Source organism: Paenibacillus sp. 2RAB27 (assembly GCF_052115445.1).
Classification (GTDB): Bacteria; Bacillota; Bacilli; order Paenibacillales; family NBRC-103111; genus Paenibacillus_E.
This window is the reverse complement of record NZ_JBFRGR010000051.1, coordinates 11,283-35,304: the sequence shown is the minus strand read 5'-3', so window position 1 is coordinate 35,304 and position 24,022 is coordinate 11,283. Positions and strand designations below refer to the sequence as shown.

Annotated in this window: 24 protein-coding genes and 1 riboswitch; of the genes, 22 read left to right on the top strand and 2 right to left on the bottom strand. The window is 45.9% G+C overall.

Annotation, left to right across the window (positions count from 1 at the left end; all coding sequences use genetic code 11):
- The first annotated feature begins 967 nt into the window (after positions 1-967).
- Complete coding sequence (locus AB4114_RS33260; protein ID WP_441992254.1) at positions 968-1,582, top strand: transposase; 615 nt, start codon at positions 968-970, stop codon at positions 1,580-1,582.
- 60 nt (positions 1,583-1,642) lie between these two features.
- Here AB4114_RS33260 and AB4114_RS33255 read toward each other — a convergent pair whose 3' ends face one another.
- On the bottom strand, positions 1,643-2,065 hold the full coding sequence (locus AB4114_RS33255) for a hypothetical protein (protein ID WP_441992253.1): 423 nt from the start codon (positions 2,063-2,065) through the stop codon (positions 1,643-1,645).
- Positions 2,066-2,239: 174 nt separating this feature from the next.
- Positions 2,240-2,608 carry a phage holin family protein gene (locus AB4114_RS33250; RefSeq protein WP_057315456.1) on the bottom strand — a complete coding sequence of 123 codons (369 nt, stop codon included), beginning with the start codon at positions 2,606-2,608 and terminating at the stop codon, positions 2,240-2,242.
- A 241-nt stretch (positions 2,609-2,849) separates the two neighbouring features.
- Here AB4114_RS33250 and AB4114_RS33245 point away from each other — a divergent pair, with 241 nt between their 5' ends.
- The 21 genes from AB4114_RS33245 to AB4114_RS33145 all read left to right on the top strand — a co-directional run bounded on the left by AB4114_RS33245 (position 2,850) and on the right by AB4114_RS33145 (position 23,981).
- Positions 2,850-5,210: an endonuclease MutS2 gene (locus AB4114_RS33245; RefSeq protein WP_441992252.1), complete on the top strand. Its 2,361-nt coding sequence runs from the start codon at positions 2,850-2,852 to the stop codon at positions 5,208-5,210.
- A gap of 92 nt (positions 5,211-5,302) precedes the next feature.
- Complete coding sequence (locus tag AB4114_RS33240; protein ID WP_441992251.1) at positions 5,303-5,983, top strand: PspA/IM30 family protein; 681 nt, start codon at positions 5,303-5,305, stop codon at positions 5,981-5,983.
- 118 nt (positions 5,984-6,101) lie between these two features.
- Positions 6,102-6,521, top strand: a complete 420-nt coding sequence (locus AB4114_RS33235; protein ID WP_056609395.1) for a DUF350 domain-containing protein — start codon at positions 6,102-6,104, stop codon at positions 6,519-6,521.
- Between the two features lie 229 nt (positions 6,522-6,750).
- Positions 6,751-7,251, top strand: a complete 501-nt coding sequence (locus AB4114_RS33230; RefSeq protein WP_056609397.1) for a hypothetical protein — start codon at positions 6,751-6,753, stop codon at positions 7,249-7,251.
- Between the two features lie 122 nt (positions 7,252-7,373).
- Positions 7,374-8,600, top strand: coding sequence for an MFS transporter (locus AB4114_RS33225; protein ID WP_441992250.1), 1,227 nt, complete (start codon positions 7,374-7,376; stop codon positions 8,598-8,600).
- Positions 8,601-8,663: 63 nt separating this feature from the next.
- On the top strand, positions 8,664-9,584 hold the full coding sequence (gene cysK / locus AB4114_RS33220) for a cysteine synthase A (protein WP_441992249.1): 921 nt from the start codon (positions 8,664-8,666) through the stop codon (positions 9,582-9,584).
- 199 nt (positions 9,585-9,783) lie between these two features.
- Entirely contained in the window at positions 9,784-10,275 is a 492-nt protein-coding gene (locus AB4114_RS33215) for an Lrp/AsnC family transcriptional regulator (protein ID WP_056609404.1), read from the top strand.
- 15 nt (positions 10,276-10,290) lie between these two features.
- Positions 10,291-11,493 carry an aminotransferase class I/II-fold pyridoxal phosphate-dependent enzyme gene (locus AB4114_RS33210; protein ID WP_171630067.1) on the top strand — a complete coding sequence of 401 codons (1,203 nt, stop codon included), beginning with the start codon at positions 10,291-10,293 and terminating at the stop codon, positions 11,491-11,493.
- A gap of 68 nt (positions 11,494-11,561) precedes the next feature.
- The gene (locus AB4114_RS33205) at positions 11,562-11,828 is read left to right on the top strand and encodes an aspartyl-phosphate phosphatase Spo0E family protein (RefSeq protein ID WP_441992248.1); all 267 of its coding nucleotides are present in this window, start codon (positions 11,562-11,564) and stop codon (positions 11,826-11,828) included.
- A gap of 63 nt (positions 11,829-11,891) precedes the next feature.
- The gene (locus AB4114_RS33200; protein ID WP_441992247.1) at positions 11,892-12,419 is read left to right on the top strand and encodes a hypothetical protein; all 528 of its coding nucleotides are present in this window, start codon (positions 11,892-11,894) and stop codon (positions 12,417-12,419) included.
- Positions 12,420-12,451: 32 nt separating this feature from the next.
- A riboswitch (cobalamin riboswitch) is annotated at positions 12,452-12,604 on the top strand.
- 150 nt (positions 12,605-12,754) lie between these two features.
- A complete protein-coding gene (locus AB4114_RS33195) occupies positions 12,755-13,765 on the top strand; it encodes an ABC transporter substrate-binding protein (protein WP_441992246.1) in 1,011 nt (336 codons plus the stop codon).
- Positions 13,765-14,802, top strand: a complete 1,038-nt coding sequence (locus AB4114_RS33190; RefSeq protein WP_441992245.1) for a FecCD family ABC transporter permease — start codon at positions 13,765-13,767, stop codon at positions 14,800-14,802. Before AB4114_RS33195 ends, AB4114_RS33190 begins: the two co-directional genes overlap by 1 nt.
- 5 nt (positions 14,803-14,807) lie before the next feature.
- Positions 14,808-15,584, top strand: a complete 777-nt coding sequence (locus AB4114_RS33185) for a heme ABC transporter ATP-binding protein (protein WP_441992244.1) — start codon at positions 14,808-14,810, stop codon at positions 15,582-15,584.
- Between the two features lie 22 nt (positions 15,585-15,606).
- The gene (locus tag AB4114_RS33180) at positions 15,607-16,743 is read left to right on the top strand and encodes a nicotinate-nucleotide--dimethylbenzimidazole phosphoribosyltransferase (protein WP_441992243.1); all 1,137 of its coding nucleotides are present in this window, start codon (positions 15,607-15,609) and stop codon (positions 16,741-16,743) included.
- A 26-nt stretch (positions 16,744-16,769) separates the two neighbouring features.
- Positions 16,770-17,324, top strand: coding sequence for a bifunctional adenosylcobinamide kinase/adenosylcobinamide-phosphate guanylyltransferase (cobU, locus tag AB4114_RS33175; RefSeq protein WP_441992242.1), 555 nt, complete (start codon positions 16,770-16,772; stop codon positions 17,322-17,324).
- Positions 17,325-17,977: 653 nt separating this feature from the next.
- Positions 17,978-18,940, top strand: a complete 963-nt coding sequence (gene cbiB / locus AB4114_RS33170) for an adenosylcobinamide-phosphate synthase CbiB (protein ID WP_441992241.1) — start codon at positions 17,978-17,980, stop codon at positions 18,938-18,940.
- Positions 18,919-19,740 (top strand): adenosylcobinamide-GDP ribazoletransferase, encoded by an 822-nt coding sequence (gene cobS / locus AB4114_RS33165; RefSeq protein ID WP_441992240.1) that lies wholly within the window; start codon positions 18,919-18,921, stop codon positions 19,738-19,740. Before cbiB ends, cobS begins: the two co-directional genes overlap by 22 nt.
- Before the next feature lie 39 nt (positions 19,741-19,779).
- The gene (gene cobD / locus AB4114_RS33160; protein ID WP_441992239.1) at positions 19,780-20,886 is read left to right on the top strand and encodes a threonine-phosphate decarboxylase CobD; all 1,107 of its coding nucleotides are present in this window, start codon (positions 19,780-19,782) and stop codon (positions 20,884-20,886) included.
- Positions 20,879-22,477 carry a cobyric acid synthase gene (locus AB4114_RS33155; RefSeq protein ID WP_441992238.1) on the top strand — a complete coding sequence of 533 codons (1,599 nt, stop codon included), beginning with the start codon at positions 20,879-20,881 and terminating at the stop codon, positions 22,475-22,477. Before cobD ends, AB4114_RS33155 begins: the two co-directional genes overlap by 8 nt.
- Positions 22,474-23,043 carry a cob(I)yrinic acid a,c-diamide adenosyltransferase gene (locus AB4114_RS33150; protein WP_441992237.1) on the top strand — a complete coding sequence of 190 codons (570 nt, stop codon included), beginning with the start codon at positions 22,474-22,476 and terminating at the stop codon, positions 23,041-23,043. Before AB4114_RS33155 ends, AB4114_RS33150 begins: the two co-directional genes overlap by 4 nt.
- Positions 23,040-23,981 carry an RluA family pseudouridine synthase gene (locus AB4114_RS33145; RefSeq protein WP_441992236.1) on the top strand — a complete coding sequence of 314 codons (942 nt, stop codon included), beginning with the start codon at positions 23,040-23,042 and terminating at the stop codon, positions 23,979-23,981. Before AB4114_RS33150 ends, AB4114_RS33145 begins: the two co-directional genes overlap by 4 nt.
- Positions 23,982-24,022: the final 41 nt, after the last annotated feature.

The following is a 24,022-nucleotide window of genomic DNA, read 5'->3' as shown; positions in this document are numbered from 1 at the left end:
AGGGATAAGGGATAAGGGATAAGGGATAAGGGATAAGGGATAAGGGATAAGGGATAAGGGATAAGGGATAAGGGATAAGGGATAAGGGATAAGGGATAAGGGATAAGGGATAAGGGATAAGGGATGAGGAGTGAGGAATGAGAGATAAGAGTAGAGAGAAGAGAGAAGCGAGAAGCGAGAAGAGGGGGAGGTGTAGAGTGAGAGGTTGAGGTTCAAGTAGCATGGGTAGGCCTGCCGTGGGGCAACTACATCGCAAAATATTTTTTCTGAAGTATCTACAATTTCAAAATTAGCCGATTCCCCCAAATAGTTAACACTTTCACAATCTCAGAAATGACTTTTAGGAACCTTCTGTACAATATTTCGGATCCAATTTATGAATACAATGAGTCAATCGAAATCGAGGTGCATTGCTACTCCGCCCTATAAGAATTCTATTCCCACATAAATCAGGTAAACAATGAGTCAATCGAAATCGAGCCCGCACCACTACTCCATCGTCAAAGAATTCCACTCCCACACAAATCAGGTAAACAATGAGTCAGTCCAACTCGAACCCGAACCCGCATCACTACTACTTCACCTAAAATAATTCGATTTATTAACAAAACGGTTAAGAAATTAGGCGATCTAATTCGAACCCACGTCACTTACTCTGCCCTGAAAGAATTCCATTCCTACAAAAATCAGTACACAATGAAATCTAACTCGAGTCCACTTCGTCCTTAAAGTAAGGTTCACTGCCATTCGAAGCTGTTTACAGATCTCCTCCCCATACGATGCGCCGCGAGTGTTGTAACATAATTAGCTTGAACAAGTAGACAATAGCAATCAATTGTAGGTATCTCAGAAAAGATAATAATCCAGAGTACTCTCGCCAAAATAAACATTTTTTTCTTTGCATGGAAACAAATGTTCGATATAATACATATGGGAACACAAGTTCTAATAATGGGGTGGATCTGATATGGAAATGCATCTAATAGGTTCAATGAGTAATGCTTTCCAATCAGAGGAAGAGTGTGAGCAGTTCTTAATGAGAAGTCGCTGGGCAAATGGGTTCTCTTGTCCGAGATGTGATCATAATTCATTTTATAAAGTGAAAACACGTAGTTTACTTGAATGTAAGGAGTGCCGGACTCAAATATCTATTACTGCTGGTACTGTCATGCATAAATCGAAGTTACCTTTATTACTCTGGTTCAAAGCCATTCGAATATTGATTCAAGATGAATTGACCTATTCGATCCCATCTTTTGCAAATTTGCTTAGTGTGAACTATCGGACTGCTAAGTTGATACTTGATAAAATTCAATTAGCCTTACACAAGCAATATGCCCGTTTGGGGAAGCCTAAGACAGAAAAGCTTACTGCAGAGTCTATAGCAGACAATTTTGAGCAACCAAAGAGTGAAGAGAAAAACATTAGAGTTAAGAAGAATACGAGTATTTTAGCAAGCTTCCTGTTTAGGACTTCTAGAAACGTTAAATATGCCGAAGAAGATATGATTAAAAAGTGGATGCATGCGTGTATATCTGTGTTTTTGTATCCGCATTTTTTACGATATTTTCAAGTCGTCTGAAAATAAAGAAAAACCTGATCACAGAAGTCGTGAAAAGGTTATTTGAGTAAGAACTAGTAATTATTCAACGATAAGCGTTGTTTTCATATTCGCATGGCCAGATCCGCACATGATGGAGCAAGTGATAGGAAATGATCCTGTTTTATCTGGTGTAAAGGTAACGGTTTTATTTCCATTGTTGAGGTTGATGTTAAACTCTTTAATGGATGCTCCGTGAATACCTTGGGAATTGTCGAGTGTGATTGTGACAGACTCGCCTTTTTTGATGCGATATTCGGTTTTATCAAATTGAAAATTTGTAGCTTTTAATACAACTTCTTGTCCACCTGCTGCAGCTTTCGTAGTAGCGGTTGGTGAAGCTGTGGCTGCCGTAGTTGCAGCTGACGTTGTAGTAGTTGGTGTTGTTTTGGAGTCTTTGTTTCCACATGCTGTGATGGCAATAAGTACTGCTAGTCCCATCATAAGAATTGTAAGTTTTTTCATGGGTACCCCTCCGTATACATAATAATATCCTCATTATTGTACACGACCTATTTCCAAATTACAGTGACAAACTGGTGAAACCACAAAGAAAAGATCGGCCCGGCGAGTGAGAACGCTGCAGGCCGATCTTTTTTTTGGCTTTACCTTAGCTATCAGTTATGGAAACTGACAAGTTTATCGACGATCTTCTCTGCCTGTGAGCCCTTGTTCGAAAGGGGTTTTTACAGGAATGAATAGGTCGATGATCCCAATGACTAAAGCAGCTAAAATGGCACCTATCATGCTCGTAGACACATTGGTCACAATAAATTGAGCGGCCCAAATGACTAATGCGCTCACAATGAAACCTACGAGACCTCTGCCAAATGGAGTGATTTGTTTGCCGAAGATTCCTTCAATGATCCAAGCCGCGATTGCGATAACGAGCGCCAAGAAAAATGCACTCCAGAAACCACCGACTTTAAATCCAGGGACTAACCAGCTTACAAACATTAAAACCAAAGCTGAAACAATAAACCTTACCAGATGTCCAAGAAGATGCATGTCGTGAACCTCCTTCTTTCTGTCATGGTATGGAACCATTTGACAAAAAAACGATTTTTTKAGCTGAATGCTTTGATTGTGATGATTTGCAGTTCCTTTTGGCAGAGGAATAGATGCACAACTTAGTGTAACCAACTTTGTAATAATTATGGGGGCAGTAACTTCCATATAATCATTGTCTCCGTAGCTAATCAGGATCTATTTGGTTTATAATATAGGTTAGAGAAAAGAGGTTGGAACATTGAATCCGAAAATAATAAAAACATTAGAATATCAGAAGATTTTACATAAAGTAGCTCATCATGCTTCGACATCTTTAGGTAAAGAGACAGCAGAGAAGCTGGAGCCTAAAGGGGATTTCGAACTCGTTAAGCTTCGCCTACAAGCTACTGATGAAGCGGTAAATGTAGAGAGGTTAAAAGGTAATGCACCTTTCGGAGGCATCCGAGATATTCGTGCGCCTCTGCATAGAGCTAGAATTGGTGGCATGTTAAATCCAACAGAGTTGCTGGAGATTTCAACCACGATGTTTGGATCGCGAAGATTGAAGCGATTTGTACTTGCTGCCCATGAGGAATATTCCATCCCTATGTTAAAGGCACAAGTGGAGTTGTTGACTGAAAACAAACAACTAGAAGATAAAATCAATAGCTGCATCGATGAGAATGCAGTAGTTGTGGATGGAGCTAGCCCTGAACTAGGGCGAGTTCGAAGTGAGCTTCGCACAGGTGAAGGTAGAGTTCGCGAAAGATTGGAACAAATGATTCGTAACTCTTCTGTCCAAAAGATGCTGCAGGATGTGCTCATTACGATTCGGAATGACCGATTCGTTATTCCTGTGAAATCAGAGTATCGTTCCAGCTTTGGCGGTATGATTCATGATCAATCGGCTTCTGGTGCGACTCTCTATATCGAACCAGATGCTATCGTGCAATTAAATAATAAAATTCGTGAACTCAAATTTAAAGAAGAAGCTGAGATCGAGAAAATTCTGCGGGCGTTGACTGAGCTAGTTGCTGAACAAGTGGAAGTACTTGTTTTGGATGTGGATCAATTGGCAGAGCTTGATTTTACTTTTGCCAAAGCAGGTTTAGCTAGAGAATTAAAGGCGACAATGCCAAGGTTGAATGATAGAGGCTTTATTAAGATTAAAAGAGGAAGACACCCGCTGATCGCGGCGGATGCCGTTGTGCCACTCGATCTGGAGTTAGGCAATGATTACTCACAAATTATCGTCACAGGCCCGAATACAGGCGGTAAGACGGTTTCTCTTAAAACTGTTGGCCTTCTGAGTCTGATGGCGATGTCTGGACTGTTTGTACCCGCCGAAGAAGGGACGCAGCTTTGCGTATTCGATGCCATTTATGCGGATATTGGCGATGAACAAAGTATTGAGCAAAACTTAAGTACGTTTTCCAGTCATATGACGAATATCATAAGCATTTTACGCGATATGACACCGAAGAGCTTAGTATTACTGGATGAGCTAGGCGCAGGTACCGATCCTGCTGAAGGATCCGCACTTGCGATTTCAATTTTGGACTACATTCATCAAATTGGCTGCCGCATTATTGCAACTACGCATTATTCCGAATTGAAGGCGTATGCTTATCAAAAGCAAGGCACGATTAACGCTAGCATGGAGTTTGATATTCAAACGCTTAGCCCTACATATCGCCTGTTAGTCGGTGTTCCTGGGCGAAGTAATGCGTTTGCTATTGCTGAGCGACTTGGGTTGTCCCGTCGCATTATTGAACATGCGCGCACGCAGGTAGGAGAGGAAGATCAGCGCGTAGAGTCGATGATAGCATCCCTCGAGGAGAATCGCCTGATCGCAGAATCTGAGCGTTATGCTGCGGAAGAGCTGCGCAAAGAAGCTGAAGCGATGCGCAAATCGCTGGAGGCGCAGCAGCTTAAATTCGACGAGCAACGTGATAAACTGCTCGAAAAAGCGGAGCGCGATGCACGCGAAGCCGTTATCAAAGCTCGCCGCGAAGCTGACGAGGTTATCGCGGACCTGCGTCGCATGGCATTGGAAGAAGCCGGAGGGGTCAAGGATCACAAGCTAGTTGAGGCGAAGCGACGTCTGGATCAAGCGACACCAGAACTGCGCAGCAAGCAAGTGCGTGCTTTGAAGAAGCGTCCTGAGCAAATTGAAGCAGGGGATGAAGTCAGGGTGATTTCATTAGGACAGAAAGGTCACGTTGTTGAGCTTGTAGGAACAACCGAAGCCAATGTTCAAATGGGTATTATGAAAATGAAAGTTCAGTTATCCAACCTTGAGAAAACTGGCAATGCGCCTCAGTCAAAGCAACCGCAGAAAGTGGCCACGACGCTGAAGCGAACGCGCGATGATAATGTCAAAATGGAATTGGATATGCGCGGCATGAATATGGAAGAGGCTTTGATTGAGGCAGACCGCTTCTTAGATGAATCCTTCTTGAGTAATTTTGGCCAAGTGTATTTGATTCATGGTAAAGGCACAGGTGTGCTTAGAACGGGGATGCAAGAATATTTGCGTCGACATAGACACGTGAAAAGCTATCGGATGGGTAATTACAATGAAGGCGGAGCCGGGGTTACAGTTGTCGAATTGAAATAACTTATAAATTTTTGATCCTTTTTGAAACTCATTCTTCGGTAATGCGTATGAAATAGATATAAAAGAGTATTAAACCTTAGGAGGAATTTTAGATGGGAATTTTCAAAAGACTTCGTGATATGACAATGGCTTCAATTAATGATTTATTGGATAAGGCAGAAGATCCTGTCAAAATGTTAAATCAGTTTTTACGCGATATGGAAGAAGATATTTTGGAAGCTGAGGCGGCAGTTGCGAAACAAATTGCTATCGAAAAGAAATTTAAACTACAATTTGAAGAGTCCGAAGAGATGGTTACAAAACGTACAGAGCAGGCTATGAAAGCCCTGGAAGCAGGGAATGAAGATTTGGCCCGCCGCGCACTGGAAGATAAGAAAGAGCACCAAGGTCGTTATGATGAATTGAAACGTCAATACGATCTAGCCAAAACGAATGCGGATCAACTTCGTGCACAATTGACAGAGATGAAAGACGAGTTCAATAAAATGAAAAACAAAAAGGATTTGTTAATTGCTCGCGCAGAAACTGCGAAAGCACAAAAACAAATCAACCAAGCAATGTCTGGGTTTGGTACAGACAATGCGGCTAAAGGCTTCGATCGCATGAGCGAAAAAGTGTTGCAAATGGAAGCAGAAGCACAAGCAAGCGGAGAAATTCGTGCCAAAAACCGCAGCTTGGACGATGAGCTTGATGGTTTAGGCTCAAGTAGCAGTGCAATTAACGATGAATTGGCTGCAATGAAAGCTAAGCTTGCTGAAAAAAAACAATCCTAATGTTATACTAGTTGTACCTGCGAGAGACTGAGTCATACTCAGTCTCTACTACCATATATAGGGAATAAGGGATGGAGTTCGAGTCTCTCTACTTGTGTAAAGGAAGGCAGGAGATGATATGAACGAAGAGGTGGATGTCTTGTTAAGTAATCCGTATTTAGCAACGCTTGCTTTTTTTGCTGTAGCAGTGGTCGCGCTTGTTGTTTTCCTTACCATCTTCGAAATGGTCACAAAGTATGATGATTGGGCTGAAATTAAAAAAGGAAATCTATCGGTTGCCATGGCTACTGGTGGGAAAATTTTTGGGATTTGCAATTTGTTCCGTTTCGCCATTTTAAACAATGACACCATGATTCACTCTCTCGTTTGGGCCGGATATGGCTTCGTGCTGTTGTTGGTTGCCTACTTTATCTTTGAGTTCCTAACGCCTTATTTCAAAATTGATGAGGAAATTAAGAAGGATAATCGTGCGGTAGGTTTCTTATCCTTAACGTTGTCTGTCTCCTTATCCTATGTGGTTGGAGCTTGCGTAACTTAGTATCATAAAATATAGAATGTATTGTTTCACTTAATAATTCGGCTATATTTCTTGATAAACGCATCCGTCCTAAAAGGACGATGCAGCCGTTTATTTTGCATAGTCTTGGAGGCTTGAACAATGAAATACCTGTGGGGAACCTTGTTTGCTATTGCGCTTGTGTTTGTAGCGGCAGGGGTTTATTATGTATGGAAATATGCATAGATGCAATTAGCTGGAGGATTTAGCAATGAGTAGCAATGAAGAAGTTGTATGTCCGTGGTGCCAAACCGAGATCGTATGGGATCCCGAAATTGGGCCAGAGGATGAGTGTCCACACTGTTTTAATGAATTGAATGATTACCGCAGCATTGATTTGAAGGTTAAGCAGACAGGGCAGAAACTTCGTTTCAATGAGCAAGAATATGCCGAATCCGATGAGGATTTATCATTGGCTTGGGATGATTCCGATGAGCCGCTTGATAAGTATGGCGAGAAGGTACAACAATTAACAGACGAGCAGGAAGAAGCACCAGAGTGCTCGAGTTGTCATGAATTCTTGCTCCTAGCTGGAACTGAAGTGACAAGCGGAGCTTCCTTCACCCCCACTATTCCCAAAACGTTGGGGAGTGCGTTCTTAACAGGCCCTTTCACGACGGATGTTTATGTGTGTCCATCTTGCTTCCGAGTTGAGAAAGTGCTCTCAGATACGGACCGATTGCTGATGGTTGAACGCATCAAATCAGAATAAGATCGTTGAAAATGGAACCGAGTCCTCGTGGATTCGGTTTTTTTGCATGAATTGGTCATATTTTCACTCCAAAGGGGAAGCTTAACAAGAGCCCATATTCGGTCTTAGTTAGGAGGAGGAATATGCAAACGAATCAAACGAATGTGAAAAGCAAAGGGAAGCTGGACGCTCAAGCGATCCTTCTGCTCGTTGTTCATGCACTATTCGGCGGAGCCAATGCCTTATCAGGTACATTCGTCGGTGTTTATCTATGGAAAGCCAAAAACGACTTTACTTTAATCGGTTGGTTCACCTTAACGACCCATTTGACGATGGCTATTACTTTTTGGTTAGCCGGAAAGTGGGTGAAAGAACACAATAAAATGAATTGTTTGCGTATTGGTGTATCCATATCAGCGTGTTTTTACATGCTGGTGCTCTGGATGGGGACTAGCAGTGTCCATTACTTCGTTTGGTTGGGTATGGTCCAAGGAATCTCTGTAGGCTTATTCTGGATAGCTTTCAACGTCGTTTACTTTGAAGTGACAGATCCAGATAATCGCGATCGATTTAATGGTTGGGTTGGCCTATTAGGTGCTGGTGCAGGGATTATTGCTCCGTGGATTTCAGGTTTACTCATCGTTTCATTAGGGGACGGAGCAGGATATCGTCTCATCTTCTCTATCTCGTTAGGCATATTTCTACTAGGCGTTGTGGTTAGTTTTTTTCTGAAGAAACGGAAATTGAGTGGCACTTACGAGTGGCTCTTGCCGCTGCGGATCCTTAGGCAACCTCAAACACCTTGGAAGCGAGTAAGTCTGGCTTTACTTTTTCAAGGCGTGCGAGAAGGTGTATTTGGATTTATGATTGGATTACTCGTGTACATATCGACTTCAAGTGAAGCAAGTTTAGGTAATTTCGCTCTAATTACTTCATCCGTAGCGTTAGTTAGCTTCTGGGCAGCAGGGCGCTTCATTCGACCTTCTTTTCGTAAAAAGAGTATGTTCATCGGCTCGGTGATGGTTGTTCTCGTGATCTTGCCATTTTTTTGGAAAATGTCGTTCAGCACCTTGCTGATATTCGGGATTGGTTCTGCACTCTTTTTTCCCATGTACTCGATTCCAATGGTGTCCGCAGTGTTTGATTTGATTGGATCGGATGATGAAAGTGCCAAACAACGGGAAGAGTACATTGTTTTGCGTGAGTTATCGCTGAATGTGGGGCGCGTATGTGGCGTGCTTATATTTATATGTGTTATTTCTTGGAGTAAAGAGCCCCTTGTCATCAATGTGCTGTTACTCGTCATCGGAAGCTCCACTTTCTTCTCATGGGTATTTATTCGAAACCAGCTGCCGGCAGCCAAGTCTTGACAGCGGCTAGGTTTCAGGCTGAAAATGTGAGTAGCATGAGTATGGGATAAGGAGGGGGCACCAATGCCGCCAAAAATGGTGAATAGCATCACAGAGCTGATCGGAGATACCCCCGCGGTGCGCGTCAATCGCATATTGGAACCGGAAGCTGCTGAGCTGTATGTAAAGTTGGAGTATTTCAATCCGAGCGGGAGCGTAAAGGACCGGGCTGCATGGAATCTCATTGATCAGGCTGAGAAGTCAGGACAACTTCAGCCAGGTGCAACTATCATTGAGCCTACAAGCGGAAATACGGGGATCGGACTAGCGATGAACGCGGCTGCCAAGGGCTATAAGGCTATCTTGATTATGCCGGACAATATGAGCAAGGAACGCATAAATATCCTGAAAGCATACGGCGCCGACGTTGTTCTAACGCCAGCCGCATTACGGATGCCAGGTGCAATTGCTAAGGCTGTGGAGTTACGGGATCAAATCCCCGGAAGCTTTATCCCACAGCAGTTTGAGAATCCAGCGAATCCGAGCATTCATCGCATTACGACTGCACCTGAAATTTTGCAGCAAATGGAGGGCCGGTTAGATGCTTTCGTTGCTACCTCAGGAACTGGAGGTACGATTACGGGGACTGGTGAAGTGCTTCGGGAGCATTTGCCGAATATCCAGATTTATGTAGTGGAGCCAAAGGGGTCACCAGTACTGTCTGGTGGAAGCCCAGGGCCACATAAGCTCGTGGGGACAAGTCCAGGCTTTGTTCCGGCTATTTTGAACACAAGCGTCTACGATGAGATCGTGCAAGTGGCGGATGAGGATGCCATCCAAACGATGAGGGATTTGGCGAGCAAGGAAGGCATCCTTGTCGGTCCTTCGGCTGGAGCCTCAGTATGGACGGGGATGCAAATTGCAAGAAAGCTCGGAGCAGGAAAGCGAGTGCTTTGCATTGCACCAGATACAGGTGAACGATATTTAAGTATGGATCTCTTTTAACCCGTGTACGAGGTGGAAAGGGGCGCTAGAGTCACTTGGATGGTTATCCAGTGGCTTTTTATTTTGCCAATTCTAGTGGAATTTTCGAATATAGATAAATATTCTGCCTTTCTTCCGCGATCAGTAATTGAATTAGGACAGCAATTCATTGTAAGATGAATGGATGAATGAAACATATCTCAGAAAGGTAGGTTTAACCATGGATACTTTGAAGCTTAAAATTCTCGATTTACTAAAGGAAGACGCCCGCAGGAGCGCGGATCTGATCGCCACCATGTTAGGAACGGCGGAGGCCGAAGTTGCGCGAGCGATAAGCGAGATGGAAGCGGATAAGGTCATTGTCAAATACGCGACAGTCGTGAACTGGAGCAAAGTAGATGACGAAAAGGTTACCGCCCTAATTGAAGTGCAAATTACGCCGGAGCGCGGGCGCGGGTTTGATGCGATTGCGGAACGGATCTATTTATATCCGGAAGTCAAATCGGTGTATCTCATGTCTGGCGCGTATGACTTGCTCGTTGAGATTGAGGGGAGCTCGCTCAAACAGGTGGCTTCATTCGTTTCCAACAAGTTATCGCCAATCGACCGTGTGCTTTCTACGAAAACGAATTTTATTTTGAAAAAATACAAACAAGACGGCATTATTTTCGAAGATCAGGAAGATGATCACCGAATGCTTGTTTCGCCGTAAGGGAGAGGTAGCGCTATGATCAAGGATGAGACTACGATTCAATCAAGCAAAAAATCGATGCAGGACTACCTCGCTCCTGCGGTACGTGAAATGAAGCCTTCTGGGATTCGGAAGTTTTTTGATCTCGTAAGCAATAGTAAAGAGGACATCATCTCACTAGGTGTTGGCGAACCTGACTTTTCCACACCTTGGCACGTTCGTGAAGCAGCTGTACATTCCTTGGAGCGCGGCAGAACGAAATATACGCCAAACTCTGGTATTCCTGAGCTCCGCGAAGCGATTGCAAACTATTTGTATACATCCTTTAAAGTGAAATATGAGCCTTCGAACGAGGTGCTTGTAACGGTAGGCGGCAGTGAAGCTATTGATCTAGCGCTGCGTTCACTTATTACACCTGGGGATGAGATTCTGATTCCTGAGCCTTGTTATATTTCTTACTCGCCAATCACGGCCATTAGTGGTGGTGTGCCAGTGGGTATCGAAACTTTTGCGAAGGATCAGTTTAAATTGACGGAAAAGGCACTTCGCGATGCGATTACGCCAAAATCCAAAATATTAATTCTATGCTATCCTAGTAATCCAACTGGCGGCATTATGACGTATGAAGATTGGCTCCCGATTGCCAAAGTTGTTGAAGAGCATGATCTGATTGTCATATCCGATGAAATTTATGCGGAATTGACGTACGGCCAGAAGCATGTGAGTTTCGCAGCAGTTCCTGGGATGCAGGATCGGACGATTCTCGTTAGCGGATTCTCCAAAGCTTTCGCAATGACAGGCTGGCGGATGGGGTATGCTTGCGGTCACAGAGAGCTTATCTCAGCTATGACCAAGATTCACCAATATACGGTCATGTGTGCACCTGTCATGGGGCAAGTAGCTGCACATGAAGCGTTGACGAATGGCTTGGAAGAGAAAGACCGGATGATTGAATCCTATAATCAACGGAGACGATTAGTTGTCAAAGGCTTCCGTGAAGTCGGACTTGAATGCCATGAACCACAAGGCGCATTCTATGCGTTCCCTAGCATTGTGGCAACAGGATTAACTTCGGATGAATTCGCACAACGACTTTTGTATGAGTCTAAGGTAGCTGCAGTGCCTGGTGATGTATTTGGTTTAGGTGGAGAAGGTTTTCTACGATGCTCTTATGCCTATAGTGTTTCCCAACTGAATGAAGCATTAGAGAGAATCGGTAATTTCTTACGGAAATTATAATATTCTTTGTAAATTCATATGTTCATAGGAGACGAAAACTGGTATTCTAAGAGTAAGGAGGGATGAGCATGGCTTTTATGGAATATCAGCTTACTAACTTTCAGAAGCAATTTCAAATTCGCGAGCAAGAGTTCGGACAGCGTTGGCTGACCAGAAATGCCAAGAAGCAAAATTCCCTAGCTTTACTTGAAGAAGAGATCCATACATTGAGACGTAAAATGGAACAGATGGTCATGGAAGGTCGAGAAATGACATCTGATGCGGTAGTTGAATTAAGTACGATACTGGATCAAAAAATAAATGAATATATGACATCTGGAAAGAAAAGTCGGTGAAAACCGACTTTTCTGGCGACTATCGATAAAGAGAGAGTACTTGACGGAGGGAAATACATACACATGAAAGCAAAATGGTTATTCGTTGTCATGCTAGGAATGATATTAATGCTTACAGCTTGTGGTGGACCGAAGGCAGATGTATCGGTATTTATGATGGGACCTAACGGGTTTCCAAGTGAAGCAGCGGAGAAGCTGGAAGTATCTCTGAAATCCAAGGTAGGCGAAATTCCTACAGTGAAGCTGAATACATCACCTATTTTTTCATTGGAAAAAATGATTGTTGAGCTTGCTGCTGGTGGTAACGGGATCTTCATCTTGGGAGAAGAGCAGTTCAAAGGCTTGAGCAACCAAGCAGGATTCGTTTCATTGGATAACATCATCAACCCTAAGGATTATCCAGATGGGGTTATCGAGATCAAAGAAGAAGGTAAGGCCGCGGAGAAGCATCTGTACGGCATTCCACTTACTGGAAACAAATGGATGAAAGAGCAAGGCTTTGAAGGTAAAGGACTATATGCGTTCATTCCTCAGAATGCTCCGAAAATGGACGAGGCGTTGAAAGTTATCCAAATTATTGCGCAAAAATAAGCGAACATCTATAATCAACAAATAGCTTCAATGTATAATTTGCAACTGTAGGTACTGGTAATATTCCAAATGGAACATTATTAGTTCAGGGGAAGCCGGTTAAAATCCGGCACGGTCCCGCCACTGTAATTCAGTCTTGTGAAAGTCTGGAGAGTCAGAATACCTGCCTATAGTGCCGATACAACATCMTTCGAGGAAAAGGATCGCGTTAAATCAGGAAGCAGCGCACGAAAGTTCGTTGCCATATACCGCGATTTATCGTCTCCTTCGTTCCTAGTGAACAAGGGGACTTTTTTTGGCTGTAAATTGAAAATAAGGAAAAGAGGGCTAAAGTGATGAAACAGAGCAATTTCAAAAGGGGTCTTATCTTAACATTAGCGGTTGCGACCGCGATCTCGTTAGCGGCATGTGCGAAGAAGGAAACAGAAATTACGGATCCATCGAAACTAGGTGGTGCGGGGACGAAGGCACCCGTAACGTCGGCAACTCCTGCCGCTGCGAAGAAAACGACGTATCCATTGAAAGTAAAAGATGTGACAGGTAAAGAGTTTACGTTCGACAAAGCGCCAGAACGAATCGCGTCGGTCTCGCCAGCAGAGACAGAATCGCTGTTTGCGATTGGACTAGAAGCGAATATTGTCGGTGTATCGGATTATGACGATTATCCGGAAGCAGCAAAATCGAAGCCGAAGCTAGGCAGCATTACGAAGCCCAATATGGAGGCAGTCATTGCTACGAATGCGAATATTGTTATCACTGGTGTTTCCATGAATGCTAAAACAGTGGATGACTTGCGTGCGATGAACATTAACGTGTTTAAAGTAGATCCCAAAACACTTGATGATGCGATCAATAATATTCAAACGTTTGGACTGATTACCGATCATCAAGAACAAGCGGAGAAAGTTGTCGCTAAAATGAAAGCGGATCGTCAGAAAGTTGTCGATGCTGTAAAAGATGTGAAGCAAGAGAATAAGAAAAAAGTGTATATGGAATTTGCCCCAGGCTGGACCGTAGGAAGCGGTGTGTTCATGGATGAATTAATTACCCTATCTGGGGGGATTAATGTTGCTGCGGATAAAGCAGGCTGGTATGAAATCAGTGAAGAGAAAATCATTCAACAGAACCCGAACGTGATCTTATTCGCAAACGGGATTGTTGATATCAAGAGCAAGAAGCCGTTAGAAGAAATTATTCGTACGCGCGGTGGGTGGGATGCGATTGACGCCGTGAAAAATAAACGTGTGATAGGTCTTGACCAGAACTCCGTAAGCCGCCCAGGTCCGAGACTGACGGATGGACTACTGGAAATGGCGAAAGGGATCTATCCTGAATTGGTGAAATAATGAAAAGAAAATTGATGTTTGGAGGAGGAGTAGGCGTTCTACTCCTTCTTCTTTCTATTGTGGTGAGTTTATCCATCGGGTCGGCACAGCTTCCACTTTCACAAATCGTGGGGATTCTAGCGAAGCATCTTCCTTGGATAGGAAGTCATATCGAGGTGAACTGGCCGCAATCTTCGGAACAAATCATTAATAAAGTAAGAATCCCTCGCATGTTACTGGGTATTCTTGTAGGGGCTGTACTCTCCATAGCTGGTGCTGGTTTCCAAGGGGTTCTGCGCAATCCGCTTGCCGATCCTTACTCGTTGGGCGTATCTTCAGGAGCTTCTGTTGGGGCTGCAGTTCTTATTTATTTCGGGCTGCAGTTCGCTTGGTTCGGGCAATGGTCGATCCCCATTGTGGCTTTCGCGACGGGGCTTATTTCCCTCTTCTTGGTCTTGAAGCTAGCGATGATTGATGGGAAGCTAAAGATGGAAACGCTGATTCTATCCGGCGTTGTGATGCAAGCCTTTCTAGGGGCGTTTGTATCGTTCTTAGTTTCGATTTCGAACCAAACGGTGAATGAAATTATTTTCTGGCTCATGGGCAGTCTATCGATGCGTGGATGGGCATATACGTATATGATTTTACCTTATCTACTAATCGGTATAGTGATTCTGCTAAGCTATGCGAGATCATTAAACCTGCTGGCATTAGGAGAGCGTCAGGCTGCACATCTCGGTGTTCATGTTGAGCGTACGAAACTGATCGTACTCATCGCTTCGACGTTGATCACGGCTGCTGCCGTGTCTGTCGCAGGGGTGGTTGGCTTTGTTGGGCTGATCGTACCGCACTTGGTGCGACTGTTGGTTGGTCCGGATTATCGACTAATCATTCCTTTATCCGCGATCTGCGGTGGTATTTATGTGTTATGGGCGGACACATTAGCTCGAACTCTCCTAAGTCCTACGGAAATTCCTCTGGGAGTGATTACGGCGTTTCTGGGTGCACCGTTTTTTGCCTATCTGCTCCATAAAGATAAGAAAACGTTAAGAGGTTGATCACGATGATTCAAGTGGAGGGGCTCTTTCAGAGCTTTCGAGAACAACAAGTGTTGGATAATATAAGCTTCGAGGTCGAGCAAGGGGAGTTTTTTGGGATCATTGGTCCGAATGGCAGCGGGAAATCTACATTACTGCGACTCTTATCCGGCATGGATCCGGTCATGCATGGCCATGTGCTTTTAAAAGGAAAAAAGGTATCATCGTATTCGCGCAAAGAATTGGCCAAATGGCTCGCTGTACTTCAGCAAGATGCATTGCCGCCTGTTGGCTTCACGGTTACTGAAGTCGTGGAGATGGGACGCTACCCGTTCCAAAATTGGCTAGGGGAAGATACGTCTGAATCGGATGGACTTATTGATGCCATTATCACAAAGCTTGAGTTGGAAGGGCTCGTAGATCGCACGATTGAGCGACTAAGTGGTGGGGAGCGGCAGCGTGTTGCACTTGCCAAGGTGATGGCTCAGCAGCCAAGCTTGCTCATGCTCGATGAGCCGACTACTTTTCTAGATATCGGTTATCAAATTCAGATGATGGATTATATTCGTTCTTGGCAGCAGGAGTCGGAACTAACGGTTATAGCTGTTCTGCATGATTTGAATTTAGCAGCGCAGTATTGCACGAGATTGATGATCGTACATGAGGGGCGAGTAACCGCCATCGGAACACCTGCAGAAATTATGACAAGTACACAAATAGCTGAAGTATATGGAACAGAGCCGATTGTACTGAAACACCCGGTAAGTGATGTTCCACAGATTTTATTACAACCTGGGAATTAATGAAGGCTGGAGGAAGACGATAATGAACAATTTACATAACTTGATTAACGCGATTGAACCTATCCATCAAGAGGTGGCTCTTCAAGCCAATGACCATTTGAATCAGTTGACGAAGCCGCAAGGAAGCTTGGGTAAGCTTGAGGATATCGCACGCCAAGTCGCTGGGATTACAGGTGAAGTCATGCCGACTTTTGAGAAAAAAGCGGTTATTGTCATGGCTGGTGATCATGGTGTTTGTGAGGAAGGCATCAGTGCCTTCCCGGCGGCAGTGACACCGCAAATGGTGCTCAATTTCCTGTATGGCGGGGCTGCTGTTAATGTCCTTGCTAGACATGCTGGAGCTGATGTTGTTTGTGTAGATATGGGGGTTAATGCGGATTTAGAGCATCCCAATCTTGTCTCTCGCAAAGTTAGAAAAGGCACGCGCAACATGGCGAAGGAAGCGGCTCTTACCTTGGAGGAGACGACGCAAGCGATTGTAGCTGGCAGTGAAATAGTGGACGATTTGGTGGCAAAAGGGTACCGACTTTTCGCTACGGGTGAAATGGGGATTGGCAATACGACGGCGAGCGCAGCAATCTTATGCGCACTGACGGGATTAGACGCTAGTATTGCTGTAGGTCGTGGAACCGGCATTGACGATGCAACTTGGCTGCATAAGCAGTCGGTTGTGAAAACGGCGTTGGATGTGAATGGGTTGCTTGGGCGTGGGGCAGGTTCGAGTGCAGGTGCGAGTGCAAGTTCAAGTGCAAGTGCAAGTGCAAGTGCAAGTGCAGAAGAAGGCTCAAGCGGTGATTACGCGCTTGAGGTGTTGAGTAAGGTCGGCGGATTGGAAATCGCCGGTCTTGTTGGGGTGATTCTGGGCGCAGCGAAGCATCGCTGCCCGGTTGTTGTCGACGGCTTTATTTCGTCGACCGCAGCACTCGTGGCGAGCCGATTAGCCCCGCTAAGCGCGTCCTACATGCTCGCCTCGCACTTATCGCAGGAGCAGGGACATGCGAAGGTGCTCGAGTCAGTTGGCCTCGCAGCGATGCTGCAGATGGATATGCGACTCGGTGAAGGCACAGGCGCAGTGCTTGTGTTCAACTTGATCGATGCCGCAGGCAAGATCATGACGGAAATGGCGACCTTCGAAAGCGCAGGCGTTTCGAGGGAGTAATAGGCAGAGAGAAGGAGGCGAACACGATGGCGGTTCTGGTAACGGGCGGCGCGCGCAGCGGCAAGAGCTCCTTCGCGGAGAAGCTGGCCATGCATCGCTGCCAGCGGGGGATTTACATTGCGACCTCCCACATCTACGATGAGGAAATGAGGGAGCGGGTGGGTCAGCACCAGCAGATGAGGATTCACTCGGGTTTCCCTTGGGAAACTCGGGAGGAGCCATATGCGCTGCGAGACTGTCTCACGCAGCTTCAGGAGAGCTGCGAGGGTGCTGTGGTGTTAGTAGACTGCCTGACGCTATGGCTGACGAACTGGCTGCTCTACTACGAGCAGGAGAGCAATGCAGTTCAACTCGTATCCCATCAAATTGACGAGTTAGTGGATGCCGTGTCCTCCTACAGTGGACAACTTATTTTAGTTACGAATGAAGTGGGCGACGGTATTGTGCCTGAATACCCGCTTGGCCGTCAATTCAGAGATTTGGCTGGACGGATGAATCAGCGTGTGGCTGAAGTCTGTCAGCAAGTTTTTCTGGTTACGGTCGGTATCCCGATCGAATTAAAAAGTAGAGCTTATTTGTAAAGAATTTATATGTTACACATAATAAGTTGGCAATATTTCTCTATATAATCTTCCGTCCTTGAAAGACGAGTAGCCGTTTATTTTGACATCTAAATTATAAGTTTGTGGTTCGGGTTAAGTGGAAAGAGAGTAGTTGTAGAAGTAGACATATAGGGATGGCATTGCTGAATCACTTGAAAGAGGTTGAAGCTGGAAGTATCGTAAATATACGGTGGGCCAGAGGCAAATAGATGGATTTTATACAGTTATATTTGGGGATTTTTCGAGCGTATTATGAATAAATGGAAAAACTGCAGTTAATTTTGTACATTTACCCAATATGAACAAAAAAAGGTGAATTTAACGACATATTTTACAGTTAAATCGAGTTTTTAAAGAAATTTCTCATAAATAGCTGTATATTTTCCATTTAATACAAATGTGCAGCCTACGCGACCCTCAAATCAATAAACAACACCAATACCGTCTGAAATCCCGTGTGTTAGGAGTCTTTGTGGAAAAATAATGTTTGTGTTTCATGTGATTAGGCGGCTATATGTCCTCATAAACAATTTGAGACGTTTAAGAGGGCAGCGTAGCCGTAATTTGTAGACAAGTAAGTACGGAATGGTGAAGCCCTTATGTGGATATATACATGGCAGGAAATCGTCTGGATGACGGCTGCTGCAATTGCATTAGACTGGCTGATTGGTGATCCCAAATGGCCCACGCATCCGGTTATACTCATTGGACGCTGGATCCGCTGGGTAGAAGACAGACTGCACCCAAGGAAGGTCACATCAAGCAACGAAGAGGATGAACACCGCACAAGGCTGCGCATGAAGGGCCTCTTGCTCATGCTTTCCACAATTACACTAAGTTTTATTGTGGTACTTGTGCTCGTACATTTCGCAAACGATATTCATCCTTGGTTAGGGTATGCGGTGTCAACCTGGCTCATCTCCACGACGGTGGCGATCAAAGGCTTAAAGGATGCCGCGTATCTCGTCTACAATCCGCTGCGTGAAGGGAATCTCGCGGATGCTCGCAAGTATACCGGCTACATCGTTGGCCGGGATACGGATGCGCTCCACGAGGAGGAGCTCACGCGAGCCGTCGTGGAGACGGTCGCGGAGAACATCGTGGACGCGGTCATCGCGCCCTTGTTCTATGCGCTCATCGGCGGTGCGCCGCTGGCGATGGTATACCGGGCATCGAATACGTTGGATTCGATGGTCGGCTACCGAAATGACAGATACCGTCATTTCGGCACCGCGTCGGCCCGCTGGGACGACGCCCTAAACTGGATCCCGGCGCGGCTCACCGGGATCCTGCTGATCCTCGTGGCCCTGGTGAAGCCGGGCCTCTCAGCTCCGCGCGCGGCGGCGGCGATTCGCCGCTTCGCGCATCTACACCCCAGCCCGAACAGCGGGATCCCGGAGTCGGCGGTAGCCGGGGCACTCGGGATCGAGCTCGGCGGGCTGAACGTCTATGGCGGCGCGGCGAGTGAGCGCGCCCGCCTGGGCTGGCCGCTGCGTCCGCGAACGCAGCGGGATATCGTGAACGCCGTGAGGATGCTATACGGCGTCAGTTATCTAGCGATGGGAGGACTCCTATGCGTCGTACTCATTTTTTAATGGACTGGCTGCGTGCCTGTGTAGCCGCCTTTCAATTCCTAACACGTCTGCCGATTCCGGTGCAGATTGATTATACCGAGCGCGTGTTTCAGCGCAGCTCCATGTTTTACCCGCTTGTTGGTTTCGTAATCGGACTGCTTCTCATGGTGGCAGGAGCTGGGCTTTCCTATGTGCTGCCAACGATGCCAGCATCCATCCTGCTCCTAGCGATTTGGGTCATTCTCACAGGCGGACTGCATCTGGATGGCCTAATGGATACCGCAGATGGAATTCTCAGTCACCGTCCCCGCGAGCAAATGCTTGAGATTATGAAGGATAGCCGCGTGGGTGCAATGGGCGTTATTGTGTGTGTCCTGCATCTATTACTAAAATTTTCCTTGATCTATACTATGCTGGATACCTACCAAGCAGGAGACCGAGGAAGTCTGCTTCTTCTACTGGCCATCGTGCCGATATGGAGTCGTTGGTTCATGGTTGCAGCCATTCGAATGTGGCCTTACGCAAGGCCGAATTCGGGGTTAGGCAGTCTGTTCCGTGGCGTTAACAGCAAGCATGTCACGATATCCTTAGTAGTAGCCCTATTAACGACTACGCTATGTATTTGCACTGCGAACCCAATTTCGTTACCGAGCTGGAGCATTGTTCTAGGCTTTATGGCCATCACCACGCTAGTTGGAAGCGGAATTGCCGCTTATATCAGCAGCAAGCTTGGTGGACTTACCGGAGATACGTATGGCGCTTTAAATGAGCTGCTGGAGAGCGTGCTTTTACTAGCCGTCATCATCATCATTGGCCTGTAGGGTAGGGGCTGTCATCTTCTCGTGAAAGGAATGACCATTATGTTAGAGCGTTATGGACACGGAGGCGATCTGTGGACTGCGGAAGAAGCTTTTAATTGGCCGAAGGAACAGTTTCTGGATTACAGCTCGAATATGAACCCTCTGGGGCCTCCAGAGGTCGTCAAAGAGATTCTAACAACAAGCTGGCGCGATATTGTCAAATATCCCGATCCTGCTGTGCGTGAGCTTCGCCGAAAACTAGCYCAGAAGTACGAGATTGATCCGGAGAGTATTTTAGTCKGAAATGGAGCCGCAGAGCTGATCGATTTGATCATCCGTGTTGTGAAGCCAAGCACGACGGGGCTTGCTAGGCCGTCTTTTAGCGAGTATGAGGAAGCCGTTCACAAAACGGGTGGCAGGTTAGCCAATATCCCCCTACTTCCTCAGCATCAATTCGAACTACAATGGCAGGATGTTGAAGCAGCACTGCCAGCGCTTGACTTGTTTTTCCTCGGGCATCCCAATAATCCTACAGGCAAACTGATTCCTCGCAACGTACTAAGCAATCTGCTTCAGAGTGGGCGTAAGCTCGTGCTGGACGAGGCTTTTATGGATTTTGTTCCACAGGAGTCGGAACATTCGCTGCTGAAACTTGCTTCAACCAGCCAAGACTTAATTGTGATCCGTTCGATGACGAAGTTTTATTCAATCCCAGGCATTCGTTTAGGTTTTATGGTAGCTCATCCTGATCTTATTCAGCAACTGCGACAGCAGCAGGTACAATGGAGTGTGAATTATCTCGCCCAACGTATGGGGGTTGCGGTTCTGGAAGAAGATGCGTTCGAACAATCCACTAGAGAATGGTTGCGCATCGAGAGGCCTTGGCTCATCGAGCAATTAAGTCATATCGGCTTGGAAGTTGTGCCAAGTGATGTGAATTTCTTGTTATTTTCATTTCCTGTGTCGAGTGGGATTAGCGTGAAACAGGCTCAACAGCATATGGGTCGCCAAGGCATTCTGATTAGGGATGCTTCGTTATTCGAAGGGTTGAATGAACGTTATTGTCGCGTAGCCATTCGTCTTCGTGAGGATAATGAGCGTTTACTACAAGCCTTAAGAAGTATGATGAACGATTTAACAAGGAGCGGAGGTACCGGCCATGAGTGAATCAAAGTCAGCAGTTCTCATGATTCAAGGCACAGCTTCTGATGTTGGCAAAAGTATTCTTACGGCGGCCTTATGCCGTATTTTCGTGGGGGACGGCTGGCAGACAGCGCCTTTTAAATCGCAAAATATGTCCCTCAATTCTTACATTACATTCGATGGCAAAGAAATTGGCAGGGCGCAAGGTGTGCAAGCAGATGCTTGCCGAATTGTCGCTACGACAGATATGAACCCGATTCTGCTCAAGCCTAAGCAAGACATGGTGGCTCAGGTTGTTGTTCATGGGAAGCCATATGCCGATTTAGAGGCAAGGGCGTATAGAGAGTCCTATTTGCCAAAAGCCGAAGTTATCGTGAAAGATGCTTTAGAACGCTTGCGCAGCGCATATGACATTGTCGTTCTAGAAGGAGCAGGAAGTCCGGCGGAGGTCAATCTAAAAGATCGTGACATTGTCAATATGCGTCTAGCCGGTTGGGCAGATTCACCAGTACTGCTAGTTGCTGATATTGATCGTGGCGGGGTTTTTGCTTCGATTGTGGGTACGCTTGAAATCTTGACCCCAGAGGAACGAGACCGGGTGAAAGGCTTTATTATTAATAAATTTCGTGGGGACGTCAGCTTGCTGAAGCCTGGCTTGGATTGGCTGGAAGAGCGAACAGGGAAGCCGGTTCTTGGCGTCATTCCCTATTTGCAGCAGCTAGGTATTGAGGACGAAGACTCGGCATCACTCGATTCCAAACGTACGCTAAGCAGAAGGTCTTCGAACCATCAAGGGAAAAATCCAGATCAATTGGACGTTGCTGTCATTCGCTTGCCTCGTCTTTCGAACTTCACGGATTTTGATCCGCTGCAAGAAGAAACCGACATACATTTCCGATACATCGATTCGTTAGCTGAATGGGGTGAGCCGGACGTCGTTTTACTTCCAGGAAGTAAGAATACGATGGAAGACTTGCACTATCTGAAGGAGTCGGGTCTGGCTGGGCGATTAGTTTCTTTTGCTCATGAGGACAGAGGTTGGATCGTTGGTATTTGTGCAGGATATCAAATGCTAGGCGTCACACTCTCGGATCCAGGAAGGTACGAATCAGAGCATGCTGAGATTGAAGGCTTAGGGCTGCTACCGACAGAAACGGTGTTCACGCCGAATAAACGAACTGTAAGGGTGAAAGGCGTCAGTACGCTTTTCGCTGCTAATTTGGTCATCGACGGTTATGAAATCCATATGGGACGGACGCAATATGTGCATGAAATCGTACCTCCTTTCCAAATTGCTCCTCAATTAAGCACCGATTCAGAGGAGCCTACTGAAACTTCGCTTCATCCTGACGGAGCAGTCTCACTAGATGGCCGTGTGTGGGGAACCTACATCCATGGTATTCTGCACAATGATGATTTCCGTAGAGCTTGGTTGAACCAGATTCGATTGCATAAGGGTTTATCCCCAATCTTACAAGGACTACGGTATAAGGAACGCCGAGAAGCGGCATTTGATCGATTAGCTGACCATGTACGAGCTCACTTGGATATGGAGCGAGTTTATGAGATGATGGAAGTAACACATCCTACGAGGGCTGGAGGAGTTCTAAGATGAAAATATATACGCGTACAGGAGATGCAGGCCAAACCGGTGTGATTGGTGGTCGTGTGGACAAAGATGATGATCGTGTCGAGGCCTATGGAACGACGGATGAGCTGAATAGCTTTCTAGGTCAAGCGATGAGCTTCATGGATCCGCAGAAATACCCGGATTTATTGGCGGATTTGCTGCAAGTTCAGCATGAACTGTTTGATTGTGGTTCAGATCTTGCGCTGTTGAAGCAGGATTTGCGTCCTTATAAAGTAACAGCAGATATGGTAGATGCGTTAGAAGCTTGGATTGATAAATATGATGCCGAAACGCCAGATATCACTCGCTTTATTTTGCCTGGAGGCGGGACTGTATCCTCTACTTTGCATGTTTGTCGTACAGTTTGCCGTAGGGCTGAACGTCTTGTCGTCACACTAGCCCGCACACAGGAGATTAATCCCGAGGTGCGCCGATATTTGAACCGGTTGTCGGACTTTTTCTTCACGATTGCTCGCACAGCGAACTTCCGAGAGGGGATTGCAGATGTGGAATATATACGCAGTGCTGAGGTGTTTAAACGTAAATCATGAGCTACTATGAACCATTAGTATACATTGTCCCGCCAGAGGAAGAAGGCTTCATCCTCAAAACGGTGCTCCAAAAAAGATTGATGGTCTCACGCAAATTGTTATCCCGCATCAAACTTACGGAGCGAGGGATTACAGTTAACGAGGAAAGACAGTACATCAATATCAAAGTGAAGGCTGGCGACCGTGTCGAAATTCGAATGGAAGAAGAGCAATCGGAAGATATTCTGCCTCAGGATCTTCCACTGCATATTCTTCACGAAGATGAGCATCTGCTTATCTTAGCGAAAGATGCGGGCATCATTGTCCATCCAACGCATGGTCATTATGTGAATACGATTGCGAATGGGGTCGTGTATCACTGGCAGCAAGCGGGGATTACGTGCCGTTTCCGTCCGATACATCGGCTGGATCAAGAAACCTCTGGTGTCCTCGCCATTGCCAAAACACCCTATGTACATCAGCAAATTTCCGAGCAAATGATTCAGCATCTCGTGAAAAAAGAGTATCTCGCATTCGTTTGGGGCACGGTAGCCTCATCTTCAKGGACGATCAATGAACCTATTGATCGTGATCCTGAGCAGCCTCATGTACGCATCGTTCGCTCTGATGGTTATGCAGCTGTAACGCATTATGAGGTCGTGAAACAATTCGAGAAAGCTGCACTCGTTCGGATTTGGCTCGAAACGGGGCGTACGCATCAAATTCGTGTGCATATGCGCCACTTAGGTCATCCTTTGTTAGGGGATAAGATGTACACACTGGAACAGTATAGGGACGATGCAGATGAACTGGAAGCCAGTGATCGGTTAGATCGTCAGGCGCTGCATGCGTTTAAACTAGGCTTTGTGCACCCAGGTACAAGGGAATGGACCGAATTTAACGCGCCACTACCTGCCGATTTATCCGAACTTGAGCAATGGTTAGCTGATAAAAGGTAAAAAATCGAAAATCACTCCAATTTCTGGATGGTTTTTCTTTG

Excerpts from the sequence above, each read along its gene's own strand:
- AB4114_RS33215 (WP_056609404.1), top strand. The coding sequence starts at position 9,784 with ATGGATACTTTGAAGCTTAAAATTCTCGATTTACTAAAGGAAGACGCC.
- cobS (WP_441992240.1), top strand. The coding sequence starts at position 18,919 with ATGCGTCGTACTCATTTTTTAATGGACTGGCTGCGTGCCTGTGTAGCC.
- AB4114_RS33255 (WP_441992253.1), bottom strand. The coding sequence starts at position 2,065 with ATGAAAAAACTTACAATTCTTATGATGGGACTAGCAGTACTTATTGCC.
- cysK (WP_441992249.1), top strand. The coding sequence starts at position 8,664 with ATGCCGCCAAAAATGGTGAATAGCATCACAGAGCTGATCGGAGATACC.
- cbiB (WP_441992241.1), top strand. The coding sequence starts at position 17,978 with ATGACGGCTGCTGCAATTGCATTAGACTGGCTGATTGGTGATCCCAAA.
- AB4114_RS33155 (WP_441992238.1), top strand. The coding sequence starts at position 20,879 with ATGAGTGAATCAAAGTCAGCAGTTCTCATGATTCAAGGCACAGCTTCT.
- AB4114_RS33200 (WP_441992247.1), top strand. The coding sequence starts at position 11,892 with ATGAAAGCAAAATGGTTATTCGTTGTCATGCTAGGAATGATATTAATG.
- AB4114_RS33180 (WP_441992243.1), top strand. The coding sequence starts at position 15,607 with ATGAACAATTTACATAACTTGATTAACGCGATTGAACCTATCCATCAA.
- AB4114_RS33260 (WP_441992254.1), top strand. The coding sequence starts at position 968 with ATGGAAATGCATCTAATAGGTTCAATGAGTAATGCTTTCCAATCAGAG.
- AB4114_RS33150 (WP_441992237.1), top strand. The coding sequence starts at position 22,474 with ATGAAAATATATACGCGTACAGGAGATGCAGGCCAAACCGGTGTGATT.
- AB4114_RS33210 (WP_171630067.1), top strand. The coding sequence starts at position 10,291 with ATGATCAAGGATGAGACTACGATTCAATCAAGCAAAAAATCGATGCAG.
- AB4114_RS33225 (WP_441992250.1), top strand. The coding sequence starts at position 7,374 with ATGCAAACGAATCAAACGAATGTGAAAAGCAAAGGGAAGCTGGACGCT.
- AB4114_RS33230 (WP_056609397.1), top strand. The coding sequence starts at position 6,751 with ATGAGTAGCAATGAAGAAGTTGTATGTCCGTGGTGCCAAACCGAGATC.
- AB4114_RS33240 (WP_441992251.1), top strand. The coding sequence starts at position 5,303 with ATGGGAATTTTCAAAAGACTTCGTGATATGACAATGGCTTCAATTAAT.
- AB4114_RS33195 (WP_441992246.1), top strand. The coding sequence starts at position 12,755 with ATGAAACAGAGCAATTTCAAAAGGGGTCTTATCTTAACATTAGCGGTT.
- AB4114_RS33250 (WP_057315456.1), bottom strand. The coding sequence starts at position 2,608 with ATGCATCTTCTTGGACATCTGGTAAGGTTTATTGTTTCAGCTTTGGTT.
- AB4114_RS33235 (WP_056609395.1), top strand. The coding sequence starts at position 6,102 with ATGAACGAAGAGGTGGATGTCTTGTTAAGTAATCCGTATTTAGCAACG.
- AB4114_RS33185 (WP_441992244.1), top strand. The coding sequence starts at position 14,808 with ATGATTCAAGTGGAGGGGCTCTTTCAGAGCTTTCGAGAACAACAAGTG.
- cobU (WP_441992242.1), top strand. The coding sequence starts at position 16,770 with ATGGCGGTTCTGGTAACGGGCGGCGCGCGCAGCGGCAAGAGCTCCTTC.
- AB4114_RS33190 (WP_441992245.1), top strand. The coding sequence starts at position 13,765 with ATGAAAAGAAAATTGATGTTTGGAGGAGGAGTAGGCGTTCTACTCCTT.
- AB4114_RS33205 (WP_441992248.1), top strand. The coding sequence starts at position 11,562 with ATGGCTTTTATGGAATATCAGCTTACTAACTTTCAGAAGCAATTTCAA.